This is a genomic window from Microbacterium sp. NPDC055521 (assembly GCF_053619695.1).
The window spans coordinates 24,902-39,233 of sequence record NZ_JBSHJX010000011.1; the positions used below are offsets into that span (position 1 = coordinate 24,902).

Sequence of the window (14,332 nt, forward strand, 5' to 3'; positions counted from 1 at the left end):
GCTGACGCCGCCCGCCTAAGCTGGACGGGTGATCATCCTCGCCGCGACTCCGATCGGCAATCTCGGTGACGCATCGCGCCGCCTGATCGAGGTGCTCGAGAACGCCGAGATCGTCGCCGCCGAAGACACCCGCACCACCCAGCGGCTGCTGCAGGCGCTGAAGATCGAGAACCGTCCGCGTCTGATCGCTCTGCACGACCACAACGAGAAGCACAAGGCGGCCGAGCTCGCCGAGCTGGCCGAACAGCACGACATCGTGGTCGTCAGCGACGCCGGCATGCCCGCCGTGAGCGACCCCGGCTACGGTCTGGTCGCCGCCGCCGTCGACCGCGGCGTGACCGTCACGGCCATCCCCGGTCCGAGCGCCGTGCTCATGGCTCTCGCGATCTCGGGCCTGCCCACCGACCGGTTCACCTTCGAGGGCTTCCTGCCGCGCAAGCCGGGGGAGCGGCGTTCGGCGCTGACGGGGCTTGCCGCTGAGCCGCGGACGATGGTGTTCTTCGAGTCGCCGTCCCGGCTCGCGTCGTCGCTCGCCGACATGGGTGCGGCCTTCGGCGCCGAGCGGCGGATCGCGGTGTGCCGCGAGCTCACCAAGCTCTACGAGGAGGTGCGCCGCGGCACCGCCGCAGACCTCACTGCATGGGCCGAGCAGGGTGTGAAGGGCGAGATCGTCGTGGTCGTCGAAGGAGCAGCCGCGGTCTCCGTCTCCGCTGACGACGCGCTCGCACAGGTGCAGGCGCTCGTGGCATCCGGCACTCGCCTGAAAGACGCCTGCGCCGAGGTCGCCGCGGCGACCGGTCTCACCTCCCGCGACCTGTACCAGGCCGCGCTCGCCGCGAAGCGGGCCTGATGCCCGCCGCCCTCTCGGTGCTGCCCCTCGTCGAGAGCACGGCATCTCGGCGAGTGAACGGCTCGTTCACGCGAACGACCCGTCCGTCCCCCGACGTCCCGTGCTCTCGACGGAGGGCGGTCGCATGACCGAGGCGATCGGTGCGGCATATGACGCGCGGGCGGCGGAATACGTCGCGCTGATCGGCGACATCGCGCAGACGGATGCCCGAGACCGGGCGCACATCGCCACGTGGCGCGACGAGACGCCGGGGCTGCTGCTGGATGCCGGATGCGGGCCGGGCCCGTGGACGCGCTTTCTGCATGATGGCGATCGCGACGTGCTCGGCATCGACCGCTCCGAGCAATTCATCGCGCACGCCTGCCGCGCGCATCCGCGCCTCGAGTTCAGGCAGGGCTCGTTCGCTGCACTTCCGCTGCCGGACGCCTCGCTCGGCGGCATCCAGCGCACCCCCGGCGAGGTCAGCTCGCGTCCACACGCCTCGCTCACCGCCGTCCGCGTCTGAGACCAGCCCGCAGGTCCCGTACACGACCCCACCGCCGAGGACATCACCGCTGACATCGCGTTTCACCTGAGTGGGCGGGAGGACGTTCCCGGAGTGAGCATCGGGGAGGGACCCGCGAAGCGGGAGGGGCACCCGTTCTGCGAGCGAAGGGAACGTCCTCCCGCCCGCCGCCCAGCACAAGAACGAGAACCAGGTCACGAATCAGAACGCTGCACAGTTCCCGCCTAGAATCGATCCCATGCCCGCAGGCGAGTCCTTCTACATCACCACGCCCATCTACTACCCTTCCGATGTGCCGCACATCGGTCACGGGTACACGACGGTGGCCGTCGACACGCTGTCGCGCTGGCACCGCCAGGCGGGTGACGACACCTGGATGCTGACGGGCACCGACGAGCACGGTCAGAAGATGCTGCGCGCAGCGGCGGCGAACAACGTCACTCCGCAGGAGTGGGTCGACAAGCTGGTCGGCGAGAGCTGGTTCCCGCTGCTGGAGACCCTCGACGTCGCGAACGACGACTTCATCCGCACCACGCAGCAGCGGCACGAGAAGAACGTGCAGGTGTTCTTCCAGAAACTGTACGACGCGGGCTACATCTACGCCGGCGAGTACGAGGCGCTGTACTGCGTGGGCTGTGAGGAGTTCAAACCCGAGTCCGAGATCGTCGACGGCGCCGGCCCCTTCGAGGGGCTGAAGGTGTGTGCGATCCACTCGAAGCCGCTCGAGCTGCTGCAGGAGAAGAACTACTTCTTCAAGCTCAGCGAGTTCCAGGACCGCCTGCTCGAGCTGTACAAGACCGAGCCCGACTTCGTGCGCCCCGACTCGGCACGCAACGAGGTCATATCGTTCGTCAGCCAGGGCCTGAAGGACCTGTCGATCTCGCGTTCGACGTTCGACTGGGGCATCCCGCTGCCGTGGGACGAGTCGCACGTCATCTACGTGTGGGTCGACGCGCTGCTGAACTATGTCACCGCGGTCGGCTACGGTGAGGACGACGCGACCTTCGACCGCCGCTGGCCGGGGTACCACGTGGTCGGCAAGGACATCCTGCGCTTCCACGCCGTGATCTGGCCGGCGCTGCTGATGGCGGCCGGCCTCGACGTGCCCAAGGGCGTCTTCGCGCACGGCTGGCTGCTGGTCGGCGGCGAGAAGATGTCGAAGTCGAAGCTCACCGGCATCGCGCCGACCGAGATCACTGACGTGTTCGGCTCGGACGCGTACCGGTACTACTTCCTCTCGGCGATCGCGTTCGGCCAGGACGGCTCCTTCTCGTGGGAGGACCTGTCGGCCCGCTACCAGGCCGAGCTCGCCAACGGCTTCGGCAACCTGGCGTCGCGCACGGTCGCGATGATCCAGAAGTACTTCGACGGCGTCGTGCCGGCGCCCGCCGAGTACACCGAGCGCGACCGGGTGGTGCAGAAGAAGGTGGCGGATGCCGCGGCCGCCGCCGACGCGGCCATCGAGCACTTCCGCATCGACGAGGCGATCGACGCGATCTGGACGATCGTCGACGACCTGAACCTCTACATCACCGAGAACGAGCCGTGGGCTCTGGCCAAGCAGGCCGACGCCGGCGACGACGCACAGCGCGAACGCCTCGCCGCCGTGCTGTACACCTGCGCGGAGGGCCTGCGCGCGCTCGCCGTGCTGCTGTCGCCGGTGATGCCGCAGTCGACCGCCAAGCTGTGGGACTCGCTTGGCGTCGAGGGCTCGCTCGGCGCGCTCACCGCACAGCCGATCCGCGAGACCGGCGCGTGGGGCGCGTTGCAGCCCGGTACCACCGTGTCGCCGCTCGCGCCGCTGTTCCCGCGCGTGGAGCAGACCGCCTGAGGCCCTCCGGTCGTCGATCGAGCGAAGCGAGGCGAAACGCATGGCGAACACCTACGTCCGGGCGCGCGACGCCGAGGGGCGCGGAGACCTCCGGTACCCGGCGGCTCCCGAGCCGCTGTCGGTGCCGGTGTACGACAACCATGCGCATCTCGAGATCACCGACGGCGTCGAGCCGCTGAGCCTGGAGGAGCAGCTCGACCGGGCCGCCGAGGTCGGCATCGCCGGTGTCGTCCAGGCCTCCGGTGACATCGAGTCGTCGCGCTGGGCGGTGGAAGCCGCGGCATCCGACCATCGCGTGCTCGCCGCCGTCGCCATCCACCCGAACGACGCGCCGAGTTACGCTGCCGAGGGGCGCCTCGACGAGGCGATCGCGGTGATCGACGAGCTCGCGGCGCACCCGCGCACGCGTGCGATCGGCGAGACCGGTTTGGACTACTTCCGCACCGACGAGGCGGGCCGGCCCGCGCAGCACGAGTCGTTCGAGGCGCACATCGCGCTGGCCAAGAAGCACGGCATCGCCATGCAGATCCACGATCGCGATGCGCACGACGATGTGCTCGAGACGCTGACGCGCGTCGGTGCCCCCGAGAAGACCGTCTTCCACTGCTTCTCGGGTGACGACGCGATGGCGCGGATCGCGGCGGATGCCGGGTACTGGCTCTCGTTCGCCGGCAACATCACGTTCAAGAACGCGCAGAACCTGAGGGATGCCCTCGCGGTCACGCCGTTGGATCGCATCCTCGTCGAGACGGACGCGCCGTTCCTCACGCCGGTGCCGCTGCGCGGACGGCCCAATGCGCCGTATCTCGTGCCGCTCACCGTGCGGTTCATGGCCGCGGAGCTCGACGTCGACATCGACGAGCTGTGCGCGCAGATCGCGGCGAACACGCTCGCGGTGTACGGCGAGTTCGCCTGACCCCTTCGGCCTACGCCGACTCCACCTCATCGAGCGCGGGCTTCGCGGCGGCGATGTCCGAGATCTGCCGCCACATCAGCGCGAGCGTCAGCGCGGATCCGGCGAACGCGAACCACCATGGCGCGGTCAGTCCCCACGCCTGCGCGATGAGCCCACCGAGCGCCTGACCGAGAACCATGCCGCCGAAGACGCCCACCATGTTGACCGACGCGACCCTGCCCTGCAGCTCGTGCGGCACGAGACGCTGGCGCACGGTGGTCGAGATCGTGCCCCACACGAACGCGTAGGCGCCGAAGCCGAACATGATCACCAGCGCGACGACGCCGTTCGTCGTGAGTGCGAAGCAGAGGTGCATGACCACCTCGAGCGTCAGGCACACCTTCATGATCGTGGCGAACGACACATGCCGCTCGAGCCATCCGAAGCTCAGCGTGCCCAGCAGGCCGCCGACGGCCGACGCCGTGGTCAGCGCGCCGAAGCCGACCGGGCCCATCCCGAGGTGCTCGGTCGCGTACAGCACGAGGATGCCCCAGGGTGCAGCCCAGGTGACGTTGAACGCGAGGATGATCACGATCAGCGTGCGCACCGGCTTGTTGCGCCACGCCCAGCGCAGCCCCTGACCGATGTCGTGGCGCACCCTCGTGGGTTCCGCACGCGACGGCACGGGCTGGCGGGCGATCCGCGACACGAGGATCAGCCCGAGAGTGACGGCGAGCACCTGGGCGAGGAACGGCCAGAACGACCCGACAGCGAACAGGAACGCGCCCAGCGGCGGGCCGGCGAGCTGGTTCGCGACGAGGAAGCCGGCCTGCAGTCGCGCGTTGCCGACGCCGAGGTCGGCGGGCTCGACCATCATCGGCAGCAGGGTGCTCGTGCTCGTGTCGGCGAACACCTCGGCGGTGCCGTACAGGAACGACACGACCAGCACGATCGCGATGTTCGCGGTGCCGGTCACGAGCAGCACCACAAGAGCGGCGACGATGACCGCCCGGATGCCGTGCGCGAGCATCACGAGCATCCGCCGCTCGACGCGGTCCGCGATCGCTCCCGCGTGCAACCCGAACAGCAGCCACGGCAGGAACTGCAGCATGGCACCCGAGGCGACGAGCAGGGGTGATGAGGTCATCGAGGCGATCAGCAGCGGAGAGGCGGCGAGGGCGATGCCGTCGCCGATGTTGCTCGTCCACGCCGCCGACATAAGCCACCGGAAGTCGCGGCCGAGCCTGCGCGGGGCGATCAGCTCTCCGAGTGCGGTCACCCGCTTGATCTTAGACGTCGGGCCGGATGCGCGAGAATGGATCCATGACCGTCTCCCTGCTCGGCGCCACCGAGATCCGCCGCCTTGCCGCCGAGCTCGACGTCACCCCCACGAAGAGGCTCGGGCAGAACTTCGTCGTCGACGCCAACACCGTCCGCAAGATCGTGCACGCGGCGGGCGTGCAGCCGGGGGAGCGGGTCGTCGAGATCGGGCCGGGGCTGGGATCGCTGACCCTCGCGATCCTCGAGGCGGGCGCCGCGGTCACCGCGGTCGAGATCGACCACCGCCTCGCCGAGCGGCTGCCGCAGACCGCGCGCGAGCGCGGCGTGGCCGACGGCGCGCTGACGGTGCTGGATGCCGATGCCATGCGCGTCACCGAGCTGCCCGGCGAGCCCACCGTGCTCGTCGCCAACCTGCCGTACAACGTCTCGGTGCCGGTGCTGCTGCACTTCCTCGAGACGTTCGCGTACCTCGAGCGCGGTGTCGTGATGGTGCAGGCGGAGGTCGCCGAGCGTCTGGCCGCGAAGCCGGGGTCGAAGATCTACGGCGCGCCGAGCGTGAAGGCCGCCTGGTACGGCCCGTGGCGGCTGTGCGGCACCGTGTCGCGGCAGGTGTTCTGGCCGGTGCCGAACGTCGACAGCCTGCTCGTCGGCTTCGAGCGGGACGAGACCCCGCGCGGTGCGGACGACGAGCGTCGGCGCACCTTCCAGATCGTCGACGCCGCCTTCAACCAGCGCCGGAAGATGCTGCGTCAGGCCCTGTCGGGGCTCTATGGCGGCTCGGCCGCGGCATCCGCCGTCCTGGAAGCGGCCGGGGTCGCGCCCACCGCACGCGGCGAAGACCTCACCGTCGACGACTACCACCGCATCGCGCTGGTGCAGCCCGAAGCGACACCGGTGCCGATAGCCTGACACCGTGACCGAGAAGCGCTTCACCCCCGAGATCCACCGGCCGTGGTCCGCGTCGTCGGAGCTGTGATGGCGCCCAGACCGGATGCCGTGCACGTCAGGGCTCCCGGCAAGATCAACGTCTATCTGGGTGTCGGTCCGCGCCACGACGACGGCTACCACTCCCTGGCCACCGTCTTCCAGGCAGTGTCACTGTACGAGGACGTCTACGCGTCCTTCTCCGACGGGTTCAGCCTGGAGGTGGAGGGGGAGGTCGACGTCTCAGGCGTGCCCCTCGACGACCGCAATCTGGCGATGCGGGCCGCCAAGCTTCTCGCGCAGACGGCCGGAGTGGATGCCGGGGTGCACCTGCGCATCCGCAAGGGCGTTCCCGTGGCCGGCGGGATGGGTGGCGGCTCTGCGGACGCGGCCGCCGCGCTCGTCGCGTGCGACGTGCTGTGGGGCACCGAGCTGGGCGCGCACCGGCTGCACGACCTGGCGGCGCGTCTCGGCGCCGACGTGCCGTTCGCGCTGCACGGGGGCACGGCCGTCGGCGCGGGGCGTGGCGATGAGCTGACCCCCGCGCTCGCCCGCGGACGCTTCGACTGGGTGCTCGTGCTGAGCGCGCAGGGCCTGTCGACCCCGGAGGTGTACGGTCGGCTCGACCTGCTGCGCGCCCAGGAGGGGGCCGTGGCCGATGAGCCGCCGATGTCGCTCGACGTGCCGTTTCCCGTGTTGCACGCACTGCGCGCAGGGGATGCTCACGACCTGGCCGCGGCGATGATGAACGAACTCGAGGCGGCCGCGGTCATCGACCGTCCCGATCTCGGCGCGACGCTCATCGACGGCATCCGCTTCGGCGCCCTCGGCGGCCTCGTCTCCGGCTCCGGGCCGACGATCGCGCTGCTGTGCGAGAGTCCCGAGCACGCCCGCTCGGTGCAGGATCAGCTGCGCAGCTCCGGCCGTCGGGCGCTGCACGTGCACGGGCCGGTGCCCGGCGCCCGACTGGTGGGATGAACGCAGAGAGGGATCCGCCCGGTCGGGCGGATCCCTCTCTCATGCGCGACGGCTGTCATCGACCACCAGCGCGGCGGCAGGTCAGCGGACCGTGCCGGCGCGGCGCTTGTTGTAGATGTCGAACGCGACCGCGAGCAGCAGCACGAGACCCTTGACGATCTGCTGAGCCGCCTGCGGCACACCCATCAGCTGCATGCCGTTGGACATCACGGCCATCACCAGACCCCCGACGAGCGCGCCGCCCACCCGGCCCACACCGCCCATGGTCGACGCGCCGCCGATGAAGCAGGCCGCGATCACGTCGAGCTCGAACATGTTCCCCATGCCGGGCTGCGCGCCGTTGGAGCGCGACGAGAACACCGCCGCGGCGATGCCGGTGAGGAAGCCCATGTTCACGAAGATCCAGAAGTTCACGCTCTTGACGTTCACACCCGACAGGCGAGCGGCCGAGAGGTTGCCGCCGACCGCGTAGACGTGACGACCGAACACCGTGCGGTTGGTGACGACCTGATACACCAGGATCAGCACGGCCACGATGATGAGCACGATCGGGAATCCGCGGTTGTAGGCGAGTGCCCACGCGAAGGCGAGCAGTACCGCCGAGACGACGACGAGCTTGAGGATGAACAGGAACGCGGACTCGACCCGCTGGTTGTACCCCTGGCGTGCACGGCGGGTGCGCAGGGAGCTGACGATGAGCCCGACCACGGCGATGAGGCCGATGACCAGCGTGAAGATGTCGACGGTCTGCGGCAGGGCCTTGAGCCCCTGGCCCTGTCCGATGGTGATCGAGCCGAAGAGGCTGTCGAGGAATCCGCTGGCGACGTTGCGGTAGTCCTGCGGGAACGGCGACAGCGACACGTTGTTCAGCACCAGCCAGGTGAGACCGCGGAACAGCAGCATGCCGGCCAGGGTGACGATGAACGCCGGGATGCCGACGAACGCCACCCAGAAGCCCTGCCAGACACCGACCAGGATGCCGACGACGATGGCGGCGATGATGCCGACCCACCAGGGCATGCCGTTCTTGATCACGAGCACGGCCGAGACCGCTGATGCGAAGGCGAGCACCGAGCCCACCGACAGATCGATGTGCCCGCCGACGATGACGAGGATCATGCCGAGCGCCATGATCAGGATGTGGGCGTTCTGCAGGACGATGTTCGTCACGTTCTCGGGCGAGAGCAGCTTGCCGCCGGTGGTGATCGTGAAGATCGCGACGATCGCGATGAACGCGATGTAGATGCCTGACGTGCGCAGATTCTGCGTCAGCAGATCCTTCACCTCGGTGAAGACGTTGTTCACGCTGCTGCCTCCTTCGTGGAGTTCGGTTCGATGGTCATGAGCGACATGAGCTTCTCCTGGGTCGCCTCGGCGACGGGGAGCTCACCGGTGATGCGCCCGTAGGCGAGGGTGTAGACGCGGTCTGAGAGCCCGAGCAGTTCGGGGAGCTCGCTCGAGACCACGATCACGGCCTTGCCCGCGGCGGCGAGCGCGTTGATGATCTCGTAGATCTCGTACTTCGCGCCCACGTCGATGCCGCGGGTGGGCTCGTCGAGGATCAGGACGTCCGGGTCGGTGTACAGCCACTTGGCGAGCACGACCTTCTGCTGGTTCCCGCCGGACAGATTGCCGACGATCTGCGCGACCGTCGGCGACTTGATGTTCAGGTCGCGACGGTACTGCTCCGCGACCTTGATCTCCTCGTTGCCGTCGACGAAGACGCCGCCGGTGACGAGCTTGCCCAGAGCCGAGGATGAGATGTTCGTCTTGATGTCCGTGATCAGATTGAGGCCGTACTGCTTGCGGTCCTCCGACACGTAGGCGAGTCCGTTGTCGATCGCCTCCCGCACGGTCCGGGTGGAGATCTGCTTGCCGCGGAGGAACACCTTGCCCGAGGCGTCCCGGCCGTAGCTGCGGCCGAAGACGCTCATCATGAACTCGGTGCGGCCGGCGCCCATCAGCCCGGCTATGCCGACGATCTCGCCGGCGCGCACCGAGAGCGATGCACGGTCGACGATGACGCGACCGGCCTGCGTCGGATGCATGACAGACCAGTTCTCGACGCGGAAGATCTCCTCGTGGATGTCGGGGGTGCGCTCCGGGAAGCGGCTGTCGAGCGACCGCCCGACCATGCCGCGGATGATGCGGTCCTGGGTGGCGTCCGGTCCGTGCATGTCGATCGTCTCGATCGTCTCGCCGTCGCGGATGATGGTCGTCGAGTCGGCGATGTCGACGATCTCGCCCAGCTTGTGGCTGATGATGATGCTGGTGATGCCCTGGTCGCGCAGGTCGCGCAGCAGGCCCAGCAGGTGCTCGGAGTCGGTGTCGTTCAGCGCGGCGGTCGGCTCGTCGAGGATGAGCAGGCCGACGTCCTTCGTGAGCGCTTTGGCGATCTCGATGAGCTGCTGCTTGCCGACCCCGAGCTGACCGACGATCGTCGTCGGGTTCTCGTGCAGCCCTACTCGGGCCAGCAGCTCAGCGGCTCGGGCATTGACCTCGTGCCAGTCGATGAGGCCGCCGCGACCGAGGATCTCATTGCCGAGGAAGATGTTCTCCGCCACCGAGAGGTAGGGCACGAGGGCCAGCTCCTGGTGGATGATGACGATGCCGGCGCGCTCGGAGTCCTTGATGGCTCCGAATTCCTGCGTGGTGCCGTCGAAGATGATGTCGCCCTCGTACGTGCCGTGCGGGTACACACCGGACAGCACCTTCATGAGGGTGGACTTGCCGGCGCCGTTCTCGCCGCAGATGGCGTGGATCCGGCCGCGCTCGACGCTCAGGTTCACCTTCTTGAGAACCTTGACGCCGGGGAAGTTCTTGGTGATGTTGCGCATCTGGAGGATGACGTCGGACATCGATGCTCCTGTCTCTGGGACCGCGGACCCGCGGGATTCGCCGAGCCGCCTGTCGCGGCGCGGCGAATCCCGCGGTGTTCGTGCGAGTGGTTACTCGGCGACGCCGGCTGCGACCTCGGCCTCGGTCCAGTACCCCGAGTCGATCAGCAGGGGCTTGATGTTGTCGGTGACGACGATGTCCGACTCGAGCAGGAACGACGGGACGACCTTCTCGCCGTTGTCGTAGGTCTCGGTGTCGTTCGCCTCGGGCTTGTCGCCATCGGCGAAGGACTCCGCCGCGGTCACGGCCTGGGAGGCCAGCTTGCGGGTGTCCTTGAAGATCGTGGCGTACTGCACGCCGTCGGCGATCATCTTCACCGAGGCGATCTCGGCGTCCTGACCGGAGACGACCGGCAGGCCTTCCTCGATGGTCGAGCCGTAGCCCGCGTTCTCGAGGGCGGTGATGATGCCGCGCGACAGTCCGTCGTACGGGGAGAGCACACCGTCGAGCTGCTTCGAGCCGCCGTCATACGTGCTGGTCAGCAGGTCCTCCATGCGCTTCTGCGCCACGGCCGGGTCCCAGCGCAGCGTCGACACGGTGTCGAAGTCCTTCTGGCCCGAGCCGATGGTCAGGCGACCGTCCTCGAGGTAGGGCTTCAGGGTGTCCATCGCCCCGTCGAAGAAGAATCCCGCGTTGTTGTCGTCGGGCGAACCGGCGAACACCTCGATGATCTTCTTGTCGGCGAGGTCGGTCTCCTTGCCGTCCGCGTCGAGGTAGCCGAGTCCCTGCAGAAGGCTCTGCGCCTGCTGCACGCCGACGTTGTAGTTGTCGAACGTGACGTAGAAGTCGACGTTCTTGGTGCCGTTGATCAGCCGGTCGTAGGCGATGACCGGGATGCCCTTGCTCGCGGCGTTGTCGAGCTGGGTGGCCAGCGCGGTGCCGTCGATCGACGCGACGATGAGGATGTCGGCGCCGTTGGTGATCATCTGGTCGAGCTGCTGCTGCTGACGAGGAATGTCGTCGTTGGCGAACTGCAGGTCGACCTCGTAGCCGAGCTCCTCGAGCTGGGACTTGACGGCGTCGCCGTCAGCGATCCAGCGCTCGGAGGTCTCAGTCGGCATGGCGACGCCGACGAGGATGTCCTCTGCGGCGGCATCACCGCCGGAACCCGAGCCCGACTCGTTGCTGCTGGAGCACGCGGCGAGGCCCAGAGCCAGGGCGAAGGCGCCGGTGGCCGCGAATGTGCGCAGGACGGTGTTTCTCATTGCGATCTCTCTTCCTCGAAAGGTGGCTTGATGCGGCGGACTGCACTGTCGACTCAAGGAGGCGCTTTCGCGCGTCCGCTCTGGGAGCATTGCATATTGACGAGCCTGCGGACAAATAAATCTGCTGTACCTGCGAACAAATTAACCGATTCGATATCATTCCGGAAGCCGAGCAACGCAGAGGTGATCTCGATGGCTGAACCGCTTCTGCGGATGACGGACGTGACGAAGCGGTTCCGGGGAGTCGTCGCGCTCTCCGGTGTCTCCATCGACGTCCACGGCGGGGAGGTGCACGCGATCTGCGGCGAGAACGGCGCCGGCAAGTCCACGCTGATGGAGATCCTCAGCGGTGTCCACCCGCAGGGCAGCTTCGAGGGGACGATCGCGCTCGACGGCCGCCAGGTCGCCTTCCGTTCCCTCTCCGACAGCGAAGCCGAGGGGATCGTCATCGTGCACCAGGAGCTGGCTGTCGTGCCGCAGCTGACGGTCGCCGAGAACATCTTCCTCGGCAATGAGATCACCCGCCACGGGCTGCTCGATCGGGAGACAGCGAACCGGCGCGCCGCCGCGGTGATGGCACGCGTCGGCCTGGACGAGAGCCCGACCGCGCGCACCGGTGACCTCGGCATCGGCAAGCAGCAGCTCGTGGAGATCGCGAAGGCGCTCGCCAAGAACGTGCGCCTGCTCATCCTCGACGAGCCAACCGCGGCGCTCGGACGTGACGATTCCGACCGGCTGCTGGCGCTCGTGAAGCAGCTGCGAACCCAGGGCATCACCTGCGTGCTCATCTCGCACCGGCTGCGCGAGGTGCTGAGCGTCGCCGATCGCATCACCGTGATCCGCGACGGGGCGACGATCGAGACCATGCGCACGGACGATCCCGAGACAGACGAGCGGCGGGTCATCCGTGCGATGGTGGGTCGGCCGCTGGACGATCTGTTCCCTCCGCGCGAGCCCGACATCGGCGAAGAGCTCTTCCGTCTCGAGAACTGGACCGTTCATCATCCGGCCGACCCGACCCGTGTGGTCATCGACGACGTGACGCTGTCCGTGCGTTCGGGCGAGATCATCGGCATCGCGGGGCTCATGGGCGCTGGGCGCACGGAGCTGGCGATGAGCGTGTTCGGCGGGTCGTACGGCTCGGTCATAACCGGCGCGGCATACAAACGCGGGGAGCGCATCGAGCTGCGCTCGGTGCGCGAGGCGATCCGGAACGGCATCGTCTACGCGCCCGAAGACCGTCGGCGCGACGGGCTCAATCTGCTCGCCAGCGTGCAGTCGAACGTGTCAGCGGCAGCGCTGGGGCGCCTCTCCGACCACGGGCTCGTCGACGAGGTGCGCGAACACAAGATCGCCGAGGCGTACCGGTACAAGCTCAACATCAAGACACCGAGCGTCGCATCCCGGACGGGGCTGCTGTCAGGCGGGAACCAGCAGAAGATCGTCCTGTCGAAGTGGATCTTCACCAATCCGGACGTCCTCATCCTCGACGAGCCGACCCGCGGGATCGACGTGGGGGCGAAGTACGAGATCTACGGGTTCATCAACGAGCTGGCGGCACAGGGCAAGGCGATCATCGTCATCTCGTCCGAGCTCCCCGAGGTGATCGGACTGTCCGACCGCATCTACACCCTCGCGCACGGGCGGATCACCGCTGAGATCGCGCGGCCGGATGCCACTCAGGAGCTGCTCATGTCGCACATGACGGTCGAGCGCGCATGAACGCCGATCCTTTCACGGCCGGCCGCGGAGCATCGCCTCCGCCCGTTGCGGTCACCCGCACGACGAACGAGGACGTGCGGGCGCAGAATCTCTCGGCGGTCCTGCAGCTCGTGCATGCGGCCGGTGCTCAGTCGCGGTCGGAGATCGGCGCCGTCACCGGGCTGAACCGCTCGACGGTCACCGCTCTCGTGCAGGAGCTGCTGGACCTCCGCCTGGTGCGGGAGCAGTCGGTCAAGCCCACCGGACGCGTGGGGCGCCCCTCCCTCGGCGTGGCAGCCGACGACGACGTCGTGGCGCTGAGCATCGTCGCCGATCCACGCGCGGTCTCGGTGGCGCTGGTCGGCCTCGGGTCGGCCGTGCACTCACGGGTGCGGCACGACCTGGCGTCCCCGCCGAGCCCGCGACGGTTCGCGCACGTGGTCTCCTCCCTGGTCGACGGGATGCGAGCCGACATCGATCGCCACTACCGACTCGTCGGCGCGGGGATCGCGGTGCCCGGGCTGGTCGACTCGCGGGGCACGGTGCTCCTGTCGCCGTCTCTGAGCTGGCGGCGCGAGCAGCTCGCGCATCGCCTGAGTGACGTCCTGCGGATGCCCGTTGCAGTGGGCAACGAAGCCAGCGTCGGGGCGATGGCCGAAACGCGCTTCGGTGTGGCCCGCGGTGTGCGGAACGTGCTCTACCTGAGCGGCTCGATGACCGGCATCGGCGGTGGTCTCGTCATCGACGGATCGCTGCTGCGGGGCACCTCGGGCTTCGCGGGCGAGTTCGGCCACACCGTGGTCAACCCCTCCAGCGCCTTGTGCAGCTGCGGACGACGCGGATGCCTGCAGGTGGAGGTGAACCCCGCGACCGTCCTCGCGCTTCTCGGTCGCCGGGGCTTGGACGAAGACGAGCTCGACATCGAGTTGAGCGTCGTCCGCGACCCGGTCGTGCTCGCCGAGGTGGCCAGGCAGGTCGACGTGCTCTCGATGGCGTTGACGAACTTCGTCAACGCGTTCGCGCCCGAGATGGTCGTGCTCTCGGGCTACTTGGGCGTGCTGCTGTCCACCAGCCGCGAGCGGCTCTCCGAAGCGGTGCGCCTGCATCCCGTGGGGTCGGAGGGCCGCACCGTGCGGCTCGAGCGCGCCCGCATGCGATCGCACCTCATGCAGATCGCGCCCGCTGAGCTGGCCTTCGAGGCGGTGCTGAACGATCCGTCCGTCGCTGCATCGCAGCTGTGATGCTCGAGCTCCGTCGGCTTCGC

Annotated in this window: 12 protein-coding genes; 8 read left to right on the forward strand and 4 right to left on the reverse strand. The window is 68.4% G+C overall.

Annotated elements, in window-relative coordinates; translation table 11 throughout:
• The first annotated feature begins 28 nt into the window (after positions 1 to 28).
• The 4 genes from rsmI (at position 29) to ACWGSM_RS11085 (ending at position 4,102) form a co-directional block, all read left to right on the forward strand.
• Positions 29 to 850, forward strand: a complete 822-nt coding sequence (gene rsmI / locus ACWGSM_RS11070) for a 16S rRNA (cytidine(1402)-2'-O)-methyltransferase (protein WP_452322971.1) — start codon at positions 29 to 31, stop codon at positions 848 to 850.
• 124 nt (positions 851 to 974) lie between these two features.
• Positions 975 to 1,355: a class I SAM-dependent methyltransferase gene (locus ACWGSM_RS11075; protein WP_452322972.1), complete on the forward strand. Its 381-nt coding sequence runs from the start codon at positions 975 to 977 to the stop codon at positions 1,353 to 1,355.
• 238 nt (positions 1,356 to 1,593) lie between these two features.
• Positions 1,594 to 3,186, forward strand: a complete 1,593-nt coding sequence (metG, locus tag ACWGSM_RS11080) for a methionine--tRNA ligase (protein WP_452322973.1) — start codon at positions 1,594 to 1,596, stop codon at positions 3,184 to 3,186.
• Between the two features lie 40 nt (positions 3,187 to 3,226).
• On the forward strand, positions 3,227 to 4,102 hold the full coding sequence (locus tag ACWGSM_RS11085; protein WP_452322974.1) for a TatD family hydrolase: 876 nt from the start codon (positions 3,227 to 3,229) through the stop codon (positions 4,100 to 4,102).
• A 10-nt stretch (positions 4,103 to 4,112) separates the two neighbouring features.
• Here ACWGSM_RS11085 and ACWGSM_RS11090 read toward each other — a convergent pair whose 3' ends face one another.
• Entirely contained in the window at positions 4,113 to 5,360 is a 1,248-nt protein-coding gene (locus tag ACWGSM_RS11090) for an MFS transporter (RefSeq protein ID WP_452322975.1), read from the reverse strand.
• A 44-nt stretch (positions 5,361 to 5,404) separates the two neighbouring features.
• Here ACWGSM_RS11090 and rsmA point away from each other — a divergent pair, with 44 nt between their 5' ends.
• Both rsmA and ACWGSM_RS11100 read left to right on the forward strand, forming a co-directional pair.
• Positions 5,405 to 6,271 carry a 16S rRNA (adenine(1518)-N(6)/adenine(1519)-N(6))-dimethyltransferase RsmA gene (gene rsmA, locus ACWGSM_RS11095; RefSeq protein ID WP_452322976.1) on the forward strand — a complete coding sequence of 289 codons (867 nt, stop codon included), beginning with the start codon at positions 5,405 to 5,407 and terminating at the stop codon, positions 6,269 to 6,271.
• A gap of 66 nt (positions 6,272 to 6,337) precedes the next feature.
• Complete coding sequence (locus tag ACWGSM_RS11100) at positions 6,338 to 7,264, forward strand: 4-(cytidine 5'-diphospho)-2-C-methyl-D-erythritol kinase (RefSeq protein WP_452322977.1); 927 nt, start codon at positions 6,338 to 6,340, stop codon at positions 7,262 to 7,264.
• A gap of 81 nt (positions 7,265 to 7,345) precedes the next feature.
• Here the strand turns inward: ACWGSM_RS11100 and mmsB are convergent, their stop codons facing one another.
• The 3 genes from mmsB to chvE form a co-directional block, all read right to left on the reverse strand.
• Complete coding sequence (gene mmsB, locus ACWGSM_RS11105; RefSeq protein ID WP_452322978.1) at positions 7,346 to 8,569, reverse strand: multiple monosaccharide ABC transporter permease; 1,224 nt, start codon at positions 8,567 to 8,569, stop codon at positions 7,346 to 7,348.
• Complete coding sequence (gene mmsA, locus ACWGSM_RS11110) at positions 8,566 to 10,122, reverse strand: multiple monosaccharide ABC transporter ATP-binding protein (protein ID WP_452322979.1); 1,557 nt, start codon at positions 10,120 to 10,122, stop codon at positions 8,566 to 8,568. The genes mmsB and mmsA overlap by 4 nt, the downstream gene beginning before the upstream one ends.
• Positions 10,123 to 10,212: 90 nt before the next feature.
• Positions 10,213 to 11,367 carry a multiple monosaccharide ABC transporter substrate-binding protein gene (gene chvE, locus ACWGSM_RS11115; RefSeq protein WP_452322980.1) on the reverse strand — a complete coding sequence of 385 codons (1,155 nt, stop codon included), beginning with the start codon at positions 11,365 to 11,367 and terminating at the stop codon, positions 10,213 to 10,215.
• Positions 11,368 to 11,559: 192 nt separating this feature from the next.
• On the opposite strand from chvE, the gene ACWGSM_RS11120 reads away from it, so the two are divergent.
• Complete coding sequence (locus tag ACWGSM_RS11120) at positions 11,560 to 13,089, forward strand: ATP-binding cassette domain-containing protein (RefSeq protein ID WP_452322981.1); 1,530 nt, start codon at positions 11,560 to 11,562, stop codon at positions 13,087 to 13,089.
• Positions 13,086 to 14,309: an ROK family protein gene (locus tag ACWGSM_RS11125; RefSeq protein ID WP_452322982.1), complete on the forward strand. Its 1,224-nt coding sequence runs from the start codon at positions 13,086 to 13,088 to the stop codon at positions 14,307 to 14,309. The genes ACWGSM_RS11120 and ACWGSM_RS11125 overlap by 4 nt, the downstream gene beginning before the upstream one ends.
• Positions 14,310 to 14,332: the final 23 nt, after the last annotated feature.